Source organism: Sulfitobacter sp. M22 (assembly GCF_021736025.1).
GTDB classification, from domain to species: domain Bacteria; phylum Pseudomonadota; class Alphaproteobacteria; order Rhodobacterales; family Rhodobacteraceae; genus Sulfitobacter; species Sulfitobacter litoralis.
In genome coordinates, this window is sequence record NZ_WMEC01000001.1 from 1,527,077 (window position 1) to 1,541,472 (window position 14,396).

15 protein-coding genes are annotated in these 14,396 nt (G+C 61.2%); 6 read left to right on the plus strand and 9 right to left on the minus strand.

Translation table 11 applies throughout. From position 1 onward, the window contains the following. Positions 1-186 precede the first annotated feature (186 nt). From pcaC to GLP52_RS07645, 5 genes are all read left to right on the plus strand, one after another. Positions 187-567: a 4-carboxymuconolactone decarboxylase gene (gene pcaC, locus GLP52_RS07625; RefSeq protein WP_093733829.1), complete on the plus strand. Its 381-nt coding sequence runs from the start codon at positions 187-189 to the stop codon at positions 565-567. Continuing rightward, positions 564-1,295 carry a protocatechuate 3,4-dioxygenase subunit beta gene (gene pcaH, locus GLP52_RS07630; protein WP_237272000.1) on the plus strand — a complete coding sequence of 244 codons (732 nt, stop codon included), beginning with the start codon at positions 564-566 and terminating at the stop codon, positions 1,293-1,295. The genes pcaC and pcaH overlap by 4 nt, the downstream gene beginning before the upstream one ends. After that, positions 1,295-1,900 carry a protocatechuate 3,4-dioxygenase subunit alpha gene (gene pcaG, locus GLP52_RS07635; RefSeq protein WP_093733784.1) on the plus strand — a complete coding sequence of 202 codons (606 nt, stop codon included), beginning with the start codon at positions 1,295-1,297 and terminating at the stop codon, positions 1,898-1,900. Before pcaH ends, pcaG begins: the two co-directional genes overlap by 1 nt. Continuing rightward, positions 1,893-2,729 carry a 3-keto-5-aminohexanoate cleavage protein gene (locus tag GLP52_RS07640; RefSeq protein ID WP_237272001.1) on the plus strand — a complete coding sequence of 279 codons (837 nt, stop codon included), beginning with the start codon at positions 1,893-1,895 and terminating at the stop codon, positions 2,727-2,729. The genes pcaG and GLP52_RS07640 overlap by 8 nt, the downstream gene beginning before the upstream one ends. Before the next feature lie 134 nt (positions 2,730-2,863). Continuing rightward, the gene (locus GLP52_RS07645) at positions 2,864-3,880 is read left to right on the plus strand and encodes a glycosyltransferase family 2 protein (protein WP_237272002.1); all 1,017 of its coding nucleotides are present in this window, start codon (positions 2,864-2,866) and stop codon (positions 3,878-3,880) included. Positions 3,881-3,975: 95 nt separating this feature from the next. Here GLP52_RS07645 and katG read toward each other — a convergent pair whose 3' ends face one another. Beyond that, entirely contained in the window at positions 3,976-6,192 is a 2,217-nt protein-coding gene (gene katG / locus GLP52_RS07650; RefSeq protein WP_237272003.1) for a catalase/peroxidase HPI, read from the minus strand. 164 nt (positions 6,193-6,356) lie between these two features. On the opposite strand from katG, the gene GLP52_RS07655 reads away from it, so the two are divergent. Then, entirely contained in the window at positions 6,357-7,238 is an 882-nt protein-coding gene (locus GLP52_RS07655; protein WP_093733781.1) for a hydrogen peroxide-inducible genes activator, read from the plus strand. A gap of 28 nt (positions 7,239-7,266) precedes the next feature. Here the strand turns inward: GLP52_RS07655 and GLP52_RS07660 are convergent, their stop codons facing one another. The 8 genes from GLP52_RS07660 to GLP52_RS07695 all read right to left on the minus strand — a co-directional run bounded on the left by GLP52_RS07660 (position 7,267) and on the right by GLP52_RS07695 (position 14,388). Further along, positions 7,267-8,427, minus strand: coding sequence for a lytic murein transglycosylase (locus GLP52_RS07660; RefSeq protein WP_237272004.1), 1,161 nt, complete (start codon positions 8,425-8,427; stop codon positions 7,267-7,269). Positions 8,428-8,520: 93 nt separating this feature from the next. Beyond that, complete coding sequence (locus GLP52_RS07665; RefSeq protein ID WP_093733779.1) at positions 8,521-8,994, minus strand: CreA family protein; 474 nt, start codon at positions 8,992-8,994, stop codon at positions 8,521-8,523. 67 nt (positions 8,995-9,061) lie between these two features. After that, on the minus strand, positions 9,062-10,489 hold the full coding sequence (locus tag GLP52_RS07670; protein WP_093733778.1) for a DUF6880 family protein: 1,428 nt from the start codon (positions 10,487-10,489) through the stop codon (positions 9,062-9,064). A 54-nt stretch (positions 10,490-10,543) separates the two neighbouring features. Beyond that, a complete protein-coding gene (locus GLP52_RS07675; protein WP_237272005.1) occupies positions 10,544-11,296 on the minus strand; it encodes an adenosylcobinamide-GDP ribazoletransferase in 753 nt (250 codons plus the stop codon). Beyond that, positions 11,296-12,321 (minus strand): nicotinate-nucleotide--dimethylbenzimidazole phosphoribosyltransferase, encoded by a 1,026-nt coding sequence (gene cobT / locus GLP52_RS07680; protein ID WP_237272006.1) that lies wholly within the window; start codon positions 12,319-12,321, stop codon positions 11,296-11,298. The genes GLP52_RS07675 and cobT overlap by 1 nt, the downstream gene beginning before the upstream one ends. Positions 12,322-12,370: 49 nt before the next feature. Next, the gene (cobU, locus tag GLP52_RS07685) at positions 12,371-12,907 is read right to left on the minus strand and encodes a bifunctional adenosylcobinamide kinase/adenosylcobinamide-phosphate guanylyltransferase (RefSeq protein WP_093733775.1); all 537 of its coding nucleotides are present in this window, start codon (positions 12,905-12,907) and stop codon (positions 12,371-12,373) included. Positions 12,908-12,960: 53 nt separating this feature from the next. Next, positions 12,961-13,584, minus strand: a complete 624-nt coding sequence (gene cobO, locus GLP52_RS07690) for a cob(I)yrinic acid a,c-diamide adenosyltransferase (RefSeq protein ID WP_237272007.1) — start codon at positions 13,582-13,584, stop codon at positions 12,961-12,963. Between the two features lie 3 nt (positions 13,585-13,587). Beyond that, positions 13,588-14,388, minus strand: coding sequence for an ABC transporter substrate-binding protein (locus GLP52_RS07695; RefSeq protein ID WP_237273477.1), 801 nt, complete (start codon positions 14,386-14,388; stop codon positions 13,588-13,590). Positions 14,389-14,396 lie beyond the last annotated feature (8 nt).

The window sequence follows — 14,396 nt, forward strand, 5'->3', positions numbered from 1 at the left end:
GGTCAAGAGGGTATGGCTAAGCGGCAAGGTCTGCCGCTCGGGGCGCTGCCCCCGGAGCCGCTTTGCGGCCCCTCCCCCGGGATTTCCAGCCATTTGGAAGCATGTATATGCGTTTGTGCGCCGCGTGTTTTTCCTGTTCAATCGGTTCTGCGACAAGGATGACGTACCGTGACCGAGGAGAAGACCATGGCAGACCGAAGCGAGATCGGAATGAAAACCCGCCGCGCCGTCTTGGGCGACGCCCATGTCGACCGCGCCGAGGCGGCAAAGACCGAACTGGATGCACCGTTTCAAAACCTGATCACCGAAGCAGCCTGGGGCACGGTCTGGGCGAGTGACAAGATCAGCCATCGCGAACGATCAATGCTGACGCTGGCGTTGCTGGCGGCGACCGGCAATTTTGACGAGATCCCGATGCACATCCGTGCCACCACCAATACCGGTGCCAGCAAATCCGACGTGATAGAGGCGTTCCAGCATGTTGCCATCTACGCGGGGGTGCCAAAGGCGAACCATGCGCTTAAGCTCGCGAAACAGACCTATCAGGAAATGGAAGCTGGCGAATGACCGATCAGAACGGAGCGTTCTTTCACCGAGACCGCAATTGGCACCCGCCCGCGCTGGCACCGGCCTATAAGACGTCGGTGGTGCGGTCGCCACAAAAGGCGCTGATTTCCATGAACACAACGTTGAGCGAACAGACCGGACCGGTCTTTGGTCACACTATGCTGGGCGCACTGGATAATGACCTGATCCTTAACTACGCCGCTGACGGCGAGATGGCGATTGGTCAGCGGATCATCGTGCATGGTCGTGTGCTGGACCAGAACGGGCGCGGCGTGCCGGGTGCCTTGTTGGAGTTCTGGCAGGCCAATGCGGGCGGGCGCTATCGCCATAAGAAAGAGGGCTATCTGGCCCCGCTCGATCCCAATTTTGGCGGTTGCGGGCGCACGGTGACGGACGAGAACGGCGGCTTTAGCCTGCGTACCGTCAAACCCGGTGCCTATCCTTGGCCAAATGGGGTGAACGACTGGCGCCCTGCGCATATCCATTTTTCCGTGTTTGGACAGGGGTTTGCGCAACGGCTGATCACCCAGATGTATTTTGAGGGCGACCCGCTGATCTGGAAATGCCCCATTGTCCAAAGCATTCCGTCACGCGCCGCCGTTGAACAGCTAATCGCACCGCTGGACATGGACAATACCGTGCCAATGGATGCCCGCGCCTATAAGTTCGATATCGTGCTACGGGGCCGCCGGTCGACCCTGTTTGAAAACCGGATGGAGGGGACCTGATGCAAGAGCTGACCCAGTTGAAAGAAAGCCCGTCCCAGACAGCAGGGCCCTATGTCCATATCGGCTGCGTGCCTAATTTTTGTGATATCACCGGTGTTTACCCTGAGGATCTGGGCGCGCAGATGGTCAATGCCTATACCAAGGGCGAACGGATCACCCTCAAGGGGACGGTCTTTGACGGCACCGGCACCGCGATCAAGGATGCCATGGTCGAGATATGGCAGGCCGATGCCGACGGGATCTATCCCGGCAACGATCCACGCGGCGTGGCGGACCCGAACTTCACCGGCTGGGGGCGCAAAGCGGGGGACTATGACACCGGCGAATGGGTGTTCCACACCATCCGACCCGGTGCCGTGCCCTTTCCTGACGGGCGGATGATGGCCCCGCATATCAGCTTGTGGATTGTCGCGCGGGGGATCAATATCGGCTTGAATACACGCATGTATTTCCCCGATAGCGACAACAGCGCAGACCCGTTGCTGACCCGCATCGAACATCAAAACCGCGTAGCGACCCTGATCGCGGAGAAAGAGGCCGATGGCGTCTATCGGTTTGATATTTACCTTCAGGGCGAGAAAGAGACAGTGTTCCTAGATGTCTGATCCATGCATTCTTTGCGTTGCCATCACCGGCAGCGTGCCCACCAAAGCCGCCAACCCCAATGTGCCTGTCACGATCAATGAACAGATCGAAAGCACCCATGCGGCATTCGAGGCCGGAGCGAGCATCTGCCACGCTCATGTGCGCAACGACGACGAGACCCCCTCGTCGGACCCTGACAAATTTGCGCGGCTGAAAGAGGGCGTCGAGAAACACTGCCCCGGCATGATCATCCAGTTCTCGACGGGCGGGCGGTCCGGTGCGGGCGAGGCGCGTGGCGGCATGCTGTCCTTGCGGCCCGATATGGCGTCTTTGTCGGTGGGGTCGAACAACTTTCCCACCCGCGTCTACGAGAACCCGCCGGATCTAGTGGAATGGCTGGCGTCGGAAATGCGCACCTACGAAGTCGTCCCCGAGATCGAGGCCTTTGACCTGAGCCATATCTTGCAAGCCATCCAGCACCACAAGAACGGCAAACTGTTCGGGCGGCTGTATGTGCAATTCGTCATGGGCGTCAAAAACGCCATGCCCGCCGACAAAGAGGTCTTTGATTTCTATGTGGCACAGATGAAGGCGCGGGCCCCCGAAGCCGCTTGGTGTGCCGCAGGAATCGGGCCGAACCAGATTGTTGTGAACGAATGGGCCATTGCCGCAGGCGGCCACACGCGTGCCGGCCTGGAAGACAACGTACGTCTGGACAAAGACACGCTGGCCCCGTCGAACGCGGCCTTGATCAAACGTGCCGCAGATCTGTGCGAGAAATACGAACGTCCCGTTGCGACATGGCAGCAAGCGCGCGACATTCTCGGGCTGCGCAGCGTCGCGGGCTAACCGTTTTTTACTGCCCCCGTTTGTGACACCATAAAGCGGGGGCGGCACCGGCCTTGGCGCAGATTGCATTTGGCCCGACCCGCGTGACACCCGTTTGGAAAGCACCTGCCCCTTAACCCAAGGAACCGCCACACGTGACACGTATCCTTGCTGTAACCTGTATGCGCAACGAAGGGCCTTACTGCCTTGAATGGATCGCGCATCACCGCGCCGCGGGGGTGACCGATTTTCTAATTTTCACGCATGATTGCACTGATGGCACGCCAGAACTGCTGGATCTGCTTGGCGATGTAACCCATGTGCCCTTTGTGCCCGAGGTCGATAAATCGGTTCAGTGGCAAGCGATGCGGCTGGCGGATCGCCATGATCTGATGAAGCAGGCCGATTGGGCGCTGTTCTTTGATTGTGACGAATTCCTGTGCCTTCAGGCTCCGATGGCTAGCCTCAATGATCTGATTGCCGCGGTCCCGACTGACACCGACGCGATCGCCCTGCCGTGGCGATTTTTCGGTGCAGATGGCCAAGAGGCTCTGCAGGACGCGTTGACCCCGCTCCGGTTTCGCCGGGCCGCACCCGAGCCCTTTCACCTGCCCGCTGGCAGCTTCTTCAAAACCCTGCACCGCCCCGCAGCCTTTCAGAAGCTCGGGGTGCACCGACCCAAGAAAAAGGGCAGCACCAGCCCGCAGTGGAATCTTGGCGGTGTGCAGGCGGCCCCAGGCGGGTTTGCCGAAAATGACAACCGGATCAATATATTCGGCACCCTACAGACCCACGCGCGGGCGCGGTTGAACCACTATTCCTTGCGGTCAGCGGCAGAGTTCATGGTCAAACGCGGACGCGGCCTGCCCAACCGGACGACCAAGCCACTGGACCTGCATTACTGGGCGGAACGGAATTTCAACACGGTCAAAGACACGATGATCGACCCGATGATGGCCGCGACCAAGGCAGAGATGACCCGCCTGCGGGCCCTGACGGGCGTCGCTTCCGCGCATGAGGCTGCGATCCAGTGGCACCAAGACGCCTTTGCTGCGCTGATGTCGGACCCCGCCGAGGTTCAGTTTTACTGGCATCTGCTGTTGCTGGGTACCAGCACGCCCCCGACCGCCGAGCAAACACAGGCCCATTTGTTGCGCCACGTCGGCACCTGACGGGCCCCTACCCGCGCACCGTCCCACAAAGGACACTGGCATAGAAAAAGGCGCGACCGGGGACCGGCCGCGCCTTGGAGTGTCGTTACGCGTGCTTACGCGAGGTCGAAACGATCAAGGTTCATCACCTTGGTCCATGCCGCCACAAAGTCGGTGACGAATTTGTCTTTCGCGACGTCGCCGGCATAGACTTCCCCGATGGCGCGCAGCTGCGAGTTCGACCCGAACAGCAGATCGACAGCGGTACCGGTGTGCTTGAGCTCACCCGTGGCGCGGTCCCGGCCCTCGTAGATGTCGTCGGTGGCAGTCTCTTCCGCCTTCGACCACACAGTACCCATGTCCAGTAGCGTGGTGAAGAAATCGTTGTTCAACGTACTGGGCGCATCTGTGAACACGCCGTGTTTAGAGCGGCCTACGTTCACGTCCAGTGCACGCATACCACCGACCAACACAGTCATTTCCGGCGCGGTCAGCGTCAGAAGCTGGGCGCGATCCACCAGCAGCTCTGCCGTGGTGACCGAATAGCGGGTCTTGGCAAAGTTGCGGAAGCCATCTGTCACAGGCTCGAGATAGGCAACGGAATCGACTTCGGTCTGCTCAAGCGAAGCATCGCCGCGGCCTGGTGCGAAGGGCACAGTCACGTCGTGACCTGCGTCCTTTGCAGCTTTCTCGATCCCGGCCGCACCGGCCAACACGATCAGGTCAGCGACCGAGATTTCCTTGTCGCCTGACTGGGCGCCGTTGAACTCGGTACGGATGCCTTCCAGTACGTCCAGCACTTTGGCCAACTGATCGGGTTCGTTCACTGGCCAGTCTTTCTGCGGTGCCAGACGGATGCGCGCGCCATTGGCACCACCGCGTTTGTCCGACCCGCGGAAGGTCGCGGCAGAGCCCCAAGCGGTGGCTACCAGTTCCTGAACGCTTAGGCCCGATGCCAGCACTTTGGCTTTCAGCGATGCAACGTCCGCGTCATCCACCAACGTATGCGTCACGGCGGGGATCGGGTCTTGCCAGATCAGCTCCTCGCTGGGGACATCCTTGCCCAGATAGCGGGCAATCGGCCCCATGTCGCGGTGGGTCAGTTTGAACCATGCACGGGCAAAGGCGTCGGCGAATTCCTCGGGGTTCTCGTGAAAACGCGTCGAGATTTTGAAATACTCGGGGTCTTCGCGCAGCGCGAGGTCAGAGGTGAACATGATAGGCGCGTGACGTTTGGACGGGTCATGCGCATCCGGCACGGTGCCTGCGGCGTCGCCATTCTTTGGTGTCCACTGCACAGCACCGGCAGGGCTTTTGGTCATTTCCCACTCGAGCCCCAGCAGATTGTCGAAATAGGTCATGTCCCAGCTTGTCGGGGTCTGCGACCATGCGCCTTCAAGCCCGCTGGTCAAGGCGTGGATGCCGTGGCCGGTCTCGTGCTTGTTGGTCCAGCCAAAGCCCTGGCTTTCCAGTGGCGACGCTTCGGGATCGGGGCCGGCATTCTCGCCGCCCACGGCACCGTGCGCCTTACCAAAGGTGTGCCCACCCGCGATCAGCGCCACGGTTTCATAGTCGTTCATTGCCATCCGGCCAAAGGTGTCGCGGATGTCATTGGCAGAGCCTTGCAGATCGGGTTTGCCGTCTGGCCCTTCGGGGTTCACATAGATCAGGCCCATCTGCACAGCGGCCAGCGGGTCTTCCAAGGCGCGCTCTTCGCTATAACGCTTGCTGCCCAGCCATTCGTCTTCGGGGCCCCAGTAAACGTCCTCTTCGGGTTCCCAACGGTCCACACGGCCACCGGCAAAGCCGAATGTTTTCAATCCCATGGATTCAAGCGAGATGTTCCCGCACAGAATGATCAGATCGCCCCATGAAATCTGGTTGCCGTATTTCTGCTTGATCGGCCACAGCAGGCGTCGCGCTTTGTCGAGATTGGCGTTATCCGGCCAGCTGTTGAGCGGCGCGAAACGCTGTGTGCCCGTGCTGGACCCGCCACGGCCATCCGCCGTCCGGTAGGTGCCCGCTGCGTGCCACGCCATACGGATGAAGAAAGGGCCGTAGTGGCCGTAGTCTGCGGGCCACCAGTCCTGCGAATCTGTCATCAGCGCGTGCAGGTCTGCCTTGACCGCCTCGATGTCCAGTTTCTTGAACTCTTCAGCATAGTTGAAATCCGGCCCCAGCGGGTTCGAATCGATGGAGTTTTGGTGCAACAGCTTGAGGTTCAGCTGGTTCGGCCACCATTCATTCAACGACCGCGCACCGCGCTTCGAGTTGCGGCCGTGGCTGCCGACAACCGGGCATTTGCTGATGTTTTCGACGTCGTTTCCGTCCATGGTGGTCTCCGATGTTATCTGTCTGGTGCGCGGTTTGGGCCGCGTCACGGGGGATGGATGTCGGGGGCGCGACACAGTCTGCCCCCGTCTTTCTGGAATTGTTCTAACAGCAGTTATTGATTAGTTTAAGTTGGCATTTCCTATCAGTTTGATAACTACAAACTATGACTAACATCACCTTAAAGCAGCTTCGCTATTTCGAGGCCGTCGCCCATCACCGTCATTTCGGCCACGCCGCTGAATCTTGTGCGATTTCGCAGCCTGCCCTGTCCGTGCAAATCAAGGAGCTAGAGCAGAACCTGCAGACGCCCCTGTTTGATCGCGGCGGTCGCACGATCACACTGACCAGCTTTGGCGTCGATTTCGCGCCACGCGCACGGGCGATCTTGCAAGGCGTGGACGAGCTGCAAGATATGGCGCGGGCGTCCAAGGACGGGCTGATGGGCCGGCTGAGAATCGGGATCATCCCCACCATCGGCCCTTATCTGCTGCCCTCGATCATCACCAAGCTGACGCAGATGAACCCCGCATTGGATATCCACGTTCGCGAAACGATGACCCCGCGGCTGATCAACGAGCTGACAGAAGGCCGCATCGACACCGCCATTGTCGCCCTGCCCGTGTCAGAGCCATCCCTGACCGAAGTTGCCCTGTTCGACGAAAAATTCATGCTGGTCCGCCCCGAGGCAGACCGGGGCAAACCGATCCCCAGCAGTGCACGCTTGAACGAAATGAAGCTGCTTTTGCTTGAGGAAGGGCACTGTTTCCGCGATCAGGCTCTGTCGTTTTGTGACATGCAGTCGGAAACCGCGCGCGAGGGGCTGGATGCGAGTTCACTGTCCACACTAGTGCAGATGGTCGGCGCAGGTATCGGCGTCACGCTGATCCCCGAAATGGCGGTCGCGGTTGAAACGCGGTCGGCACAGGTGGCGGTCAACGCTTTCCCCGCGCCCGAACCGACGCGCCGCGTGGGGATGATCTGGCGCAAGACCAGCCCGCTGGCGAGCAAACTGTCCGAGATCGCCGATCTGATCCGCCCGACCTAAGCGGGCGGATCATCGTTTCATCGCGGTATCAGCCCAACCGCGCTAGCAGCGCGCGCGACGGGTCGCCGGTTGCGGGCAGTCCTTGGCTTTGCTGATAGGCGGTGATCGCCTTGCGGCTGTTCGGGCCGATCACACCGTCGGTGCCGTCTGTGTCAAAGCCGCGGGCGGTCAGCCGTTCCTGCAACGCTTTGCGGTCTTCGATCGTCAGCCCGTATTTGTCCGGTCCAAAGCTTGCCTGAATTGGCCCGCCCCCCGCGATACGGTCCGACAGATGCCCGACGCCAATCGCGTAATTGTCCGAGTTGTTATAGCGTTTGATCGCTTTGAAGTTGTTAAAGATCGCAAAGCGTGGCCCGCCTGCATCCGGCTGCAAGATTTGTACCGGCGTGGCAGAGCTTGCCGCCGCTGTGCCCATCTCTGCGCCCCATTTCTGGCCGGATTTCCAGCCTGACTTCGCCAGATAGGCCGCGGTCGAGGCCAGCGAATCCGACGGGTCATCCGACCAGATATCGCGCTTGCCATCACCGGTGAAATCAACAGCGAAGGACTGGTAGGAGGTGGGGATGAACTGCGTGTGCCCCATCGCGCCAGCCCAGCTGCCGGTCAGACCGGCTGCCGACACATCGCCGCGTTCAAGGATGCGCAGTGCCGCGATCAGCTGCTTTTCAAAGAACGCCCCGCGACGTCCGTCATAGGCCAGCGTCGATGTGGCCGACACGACCGGCACATTCCCGCGTCGCTCGCCGTAAAAGCTTTCAAGCCCCCAAACGGCGGTGACCACTTCGGCGGGTACGCCATAGCGCGCTTCGATCTGGCGCAGCACGCCTTGGTGACGCGCGAATGCAGCCCGCCCTTTGGTGACACGCTCGTCCGATGCCGCAATGGCAAGGTAATCCTCAAGCGAGCGACTAAACTCGGTCTGGTTGCGGTCGCGCTTGACGACGCCCGGCAGATAGCCCGTACCAGCAAAGCCACGGCGAAGGGTGCTGTCGGAAATGCCCTGCGCCGCAGCACGCGATTTGAACGCCGACACCCACGCATCATAGCCTGCATTCGGCTGCGGCTGTAGGTCTGCTGCCAGCCCCGCATCACCACGCGGTGCGAAGCTGCCCGCCCTGTTCCCCGTGGTACATGCCGCAAGGCCCAACGCGGCCACTCCGACTGCAAAACTTCTTCTTGAAATACTCATACTGCCCGCGCCCTTATTCGTTATGACTTCGGCATAGAATAGCCGAAGCACGGGGGCGGGCAAAGCGGATGATACGCCTTGGCAAAGCTTTGCCTATTTGGTCGGTATATAGAGCGGCACAGTCGACATCGACATCTTGGCCGATCCGTTCTGCACATCGCGCGCGTGGCTGATATAGACCAACGTGTTGTTCTCTTCGTCGAAAATGCGTTTGACTTTCAGCGTCTTGAAGATGACGGACCGGCGTTCGCTGAACACGGTCTCCCCTTCGTCATCGCGCGAGATATCGCCGATTTCGATCGGGCCGGTTTGTCGGCAAGAGATGGAGGAGTTCGACGGGTCTTCGAACCAGTTGCCTTTTTGCAGACGGTCGATCAGGCCCCGTTCAAAGTAGGCCAGGTGGCACGTAACGCCTTTGACATCCGGGTCGGCGACAGCCTCAACCACAATGTCATTGCCCAGCCAGTCCACGTCCACATTGCCCACAACATCGGCGGTTGCGGTCATTGGAAGGACAAAGCCAAGGGCGGCGATGGGGACGAAGGCGGCGCGTTTGAATATGTTCATGCATCCATACGCGTCACAGCCGATATAGTTCCCACAGGTGCCCAAGAACCTCGCTGCCCCCCGCCGTTTAAGTGACACGCGTCCAAAATGCGACTTTGCCCGCATGTCTCTTGCGCAACCGTTGGACAAAGGCGTCATTGCTCTCGAAACGTCCATAGCCCTCGATCTCGAGGTCCGCTGCCGCGCAATCCATCAGGTGATCCGCCGCCTGCGCATAGCGCGCCTTGGCACCTTCCCGCAGGGCGGCTTCGATCATCGTGCGCCAGCACAGCGCCGCCGCCAAAGGATGGCGGGACCGCAGCGCATCGGCTGCCTCTGTCAGGGCCGCGACTTGGGTACCGCTCAACCTGTCGGCACGCGTTTCGATCATGGTGGCCAACCCGCGCAAATCGGGCCACGCGAGGAAAAAGCCAATGGCAGCGTTCAGGTCTTTGAACGTTGCGGCATGCGCCTTGGCGGCTTCTTCTACCTCCAGATCGTCGAAATCCGGCAGTTGCTTGAGGTGCGCGCGCAGCATGTCAGGGTCAAGCGTTTCGGCAAAGCAGTGCCAGCGGTACGCTTGGGCATCGTCTTCCCGCCCCAATGCCATGAGCACGTTGACATAGGCCGCATCCCATGCGCCGCGCCCCGCGACCCTGCCCTTGGGCTGCGCCCCTTCAAGGGCATCCAGCGCGGCCGTGTGGTTGCCTTGCGCGACCCATAGTTCGGCCACCTCTACCGCAACGGTGGGCCGCGCCAGATCGGTGGATGAAAACAGCGAGATATAGGTTTCCGTATCCCCCTGCGCCAAGGCAACCTCGCGCAGGTGCATCTGGATAAAGCGCCGTTTGCGCTGAGCGGCGTAATTCCCATTCCGCCCCCGCAGTTCACGCAAAAATTGCAGCGCAGGGTGATCGTCGGTGGCGTCCAGCGGTGCGGCTTCGAACTGGTGGATCAAGGATTTCAGATGCGCCATCCCCGTTTCGCCAAGCGACGGGGCCATGCGCGTGATGACCGCGTCAAACGCACCATCACTGTTGGTTTGCACCGCCTCCCACGTGCGTTCGGCCAGCGGGATCGGGTCCAGCGGGGCACGGGCCGCAATCGGGCCGATCTCTTCACGAGCATCACAGAAAACCGCCCCCACATCGCCTTTGCTATCGTCCACCCTGCTCATGACAAAGGGCGCAAGTTCAAGAAACTCCCACAGCAGATCAAAGGCGTCTGCGGGCGCGTCTGGGGCGATCTTGTCGATGATCATCGCGGACTGCGTGCGCAGGTCCTTGATCAGAGCGTTCCGCTTGCGCCACCCGACATAGCTTTTGGCCCGACGGATCGTGACCAGCCGCTTGCGGACGTCACGCGCCAGTTCCGCGGGGCCAAGGTTGTGACTAAGCTCAAGCCGCAGGCGACGTTTCATATCGGCGCTGCCGGTGCTGACCTCGATCAACAGCTCGGCCAGACGGTCCGCCCCGAGGGCAGCAAGATTTGCGGTGTTCAGGGTCTTTTTCGACATAGGGCCTTGCTACATCGGATTTGCAGCCTGTCAAAGGGGCGCATGACCCAAGCTTTAGCCGACAAGATAAACGGCGACGCCCCAGCCCGACAGTTCGGCCAGCTTTTGCATCGCCCCGATCACATCGCCGGTCTGACCGCCGATCTGGCGCAGCGCCAGCGCCGCCACTAGCGCAGTGGCCACCACGACACCCGCAAAGATCACAGCCCCTACGCCGAACCCCAAGGGTAGGACCCCAAACAGACCAAGGGCGACCGCAACATAGACGCAGGTCGCAGGCACCTGCGCCGCCCCATGCCCCAGCCCGTCGGCCCGCGCGGCAGGCATCCGCGCCAGCCAGAACGGCAGCATCGCGCGGCTTGCCATCGACAGCCCGAGGGCGGCAGGTACAACGAGCGCCGGATTATCCAACCGCGCGATCAGCGACACATGCAGCGCCACCGACAGGATCAACGCCATGACACCGTAGCTGCCGATGCGGCTGTCGCGCATAATCTCAAGCTTGCGCGTGCGGGTCTGCCCGCCGCCGAAACCGTCGGCCATATCGGCCAGCCCGTCCTCATGCATCGCCCCCGTCAGCACGGTCGCGGCACAGATCAGACCAAGGGCCGCGACCGTCGGCCCAAAGCCCGCCGCATGCAATCCCCAATACACCAAGCTTGCGGGCAACATCGCGATCAAGCCTGCCAAAGGCCACGCCCAGGCCGACGCCCCCGTCGCAGGGATCGGATCACGCAGATATCCCACGGGGATACGGGTCAGCAGCAGGATCGCCAGCCGTGCCTCTGCCAGCCGTGCACGCAGCATCAGCCGCCCGCCACGCCTGCTTCGGCAAAGGTCGCCATGCCGCTGTGACACGCAAGAGCCGAGCGCAGGATACCAAGCGCTAGCGCGGCGCCCGATCCTTCGCCCAACCGCATATCGAAATCCAGCACCGCGGTTTTGCCGATCGCGTCCAGCAGACGTTTATGCCCGGGTTCGACGCTTAAGTGGCCAATCAGGCAGTGGTCCAGCGTCGCGGGAGACAGCGCGAACAGCGGCGCGACCGAAGCCGTGCAGATAAAGCCGTCAAGGATCACGGGAACACGCCGTTGCCGCGCCGCGAGAACAGCGCCACAAATCGCGGCCTGCTCGCGTCCGCCCAAGGCCGTCAGGATCGCGGCACCGTCCTGAGGTGTCGCGGTATGGCGGGCAAGGCCGCGCGTGATGGCGTCAACCTTGCGGCGCACGCCTTCGTCGTCAGCGCCAGTGCCGCGCCCGACCCAATCCTGCACAGCCCCCCCAAAGACCGCAGCCGTTAACGCCGCCGCGACGGTGGAGTTGCCGATCCCCATTTCTCCCAGAATCAACACGCTTGCCGCCGGATGCAGTGCCGCGGCACCTGCGTTTAGCGCTGCCAAGCACTCGGCTTCGGTCATTGCTGGGCCTTCGGTGAAATCAGCCGTGGGGCGGTCCAGGTCCAGATCAATCACCGACAGGCGCGCGTCATTCACGTGGCACAATTGGTTGATCGCCGCGCCGCCCGCCTTGAAGTTCTGTACCATCTGGGCCGTCACCTCTTGCGGAAAGGGGTTCACCCCCTGCGCGCAAATCCCGTGGTTCCCAGCAAAGACCAGCGCCTGTGCAAAGTCGATCTGTGGCACAGCCTGTTGCTGCCAACCCGCCATGAACACTGCCAGTTCTTCCAGCCGGCCCAGCGATCCGGGTGGCTTGGTCAGCGCATTCTGACGGTCACGCGCGGCGTCTTGGGCTGCGACGTCAGCTTGTGGCAGGTCGCGTGTCAGCGCCCCGAGGTCGGACAGGGAAGTCAGGGGAAAAGTCACATGCGCCATGCAAAGGGTCTCTTTCGTTTTGAATAATATCGTATGTCGGGATCAGGGATCAGGCAAGCGACGCCGGAGCAGCGGCACTGCCCTTGAGCGCAAGTGGCAAGCCGCAGGTGACCAGCACCACATGACCCGCACGAGCCCCCAGACGCTGGTTCATCAGGCCCGAGGCATCGCGGTAACGCCGCGCCAGCGCGGACATTGGAACAATGCCGCCGCCCACTTCATTCGTGACCAACACGACGGGGGAAGATTGTTCACGCAAGCATTGCAGCACTTTTTCAAGTTCCGCCTGCCAGTCCAGCTCTGCATGCATCACATTGGACAGCCAAAGCGTCATGCAATCCACCAAGCGCGCGCCCGCCCCGTCCGTGCGTGCCAGCGCACCGCACAGATCAAGCGGCTCCTCCACCGTGTCCCAACCAGCGCCGCGCTGCGTTTTATGAGCGGCGATGCGGTCTTCCATCTCGGTGTCAAACGCTTGGCTGGTGGCGATATAGACCAGTGGCAGCCCATAGGCGCGGACGTGGGTTTCGGCAAAAAGGCTCTTGCCCGATTTTGCACCGCCGGTGACCAGCGTGATCTTGTCCATATGTCCGCCCTTTGGCTGGCAGGGCAAGGCGCGATGCCCTGCCCCGGTGTCTATCAGAATTCCACACCGGCTTGTGCTGCGATACCCTGTTTGCGGAACGGATGTTTGATTTCTTTCATCTCGGTCACCAGATCTGCGATCTCGATCAACGCGTCGGGCGCGTTGCGGCCGGTGATTACTACATGGGTCATATGGGGTTTTTCGGCCTGCAGGAAATCGATCACATCTTGCGCGTCGATATAGCCATAGCGCAGCGCGATGTTGAGCTCGTCCAGCAGCACCATGCGGTTGTTTGGATCGCGGATCAGCTCTTTGGCCTTGTCCCACGCGCGACCGGCGGCAGCGACGTCGCGTTCGCGGTCTTGCGTGTCCCAGGTAAAGCCTTCGCCCATCACATAAACCTGACAGATATCGCTAAAGCGGTCTTCCAGCAGTTGACGGTCTGCTGACACCCGCGCCCCTTTGATGAACTGCACAAGGGCGCAGGGGAAACCATGACCGATACAGCGCATGATCATCCCGAAGGCCGAGCTGCTTTTGCCCTTGCCGGTGCCAGTGTGCACGATGACAAGCCCCTTGGTCACCGTCTTTTCTGCCATCATCTTGGCGCGGGCAGTCTGGACCTTTGCCATCTTCTCGGCGTGGCGCTTGTTCTCTTCTGGGGTGCTGTCGGTCATCTGTTATTTCTCCTCGTGGCGTATGTTATTGCGTGCCCTGCGCACGTCCTGCACCGCCCTAAGCGCCAGCGGCGTGCCGCAGACCCAATCGGGGGAGCTATACACCATCCTGTCGGTCTGGGCATATTGCGCGAGGGCAGGATGTAGCATGATCTCTTCGGATCGGGAACCACCGCGATAGGGCTGCGTGGTGACCAGCAGATCAGGGGCGTTCATCACCAACTCTTCAAGCGCGAGACGCCCGCTGTTTTGGCGGCCCAGTTTTTGCGACAGGTTGCGCAGACCGCCCGTTGTCACGATGTCATGCCCCAAAGTATCCACCCCCAGCGAATAGCCGTTGGGGTAGTAAAACGCGGCCACGGGTGCATCTGGCGTCAAAGCGGGCTGCGCCGCCAATGTTTGCTCTACCTGACGTGCCATCGTGTCTGCCCGCGTGGGTTGTCTCAATAGATTGCCCATCTGGCGGATTTGCGCAGGTATATCGTCAAGCTTTTTGGTGAGCGGCATTTGCGCCACCTGAAGGCCAAGATGGCGCAGCATCGCCAGCGTCGCCTTGTCAGAGTACCGCCCCGCCAGCACCAGATCAGGGTCCGACAGGTAAATCTCTTCGGCCCCCCCCGCGTTCTGAGGATAGGCCTCGGCCTCTTGCGCCAGCGAGGACGACCGCGGGTCACGCGCCAAGCGGCTGAGAGAGACGATTTGTTCGGGGTCGGCCAGCAGCAACACCATCTGATCGGTGCACAGGTTCATCGAGACCACGCGCGGCAGGTCTTGGGCGTAGACCTTGGCGGGAACGGCTGGCATCGCTCCGC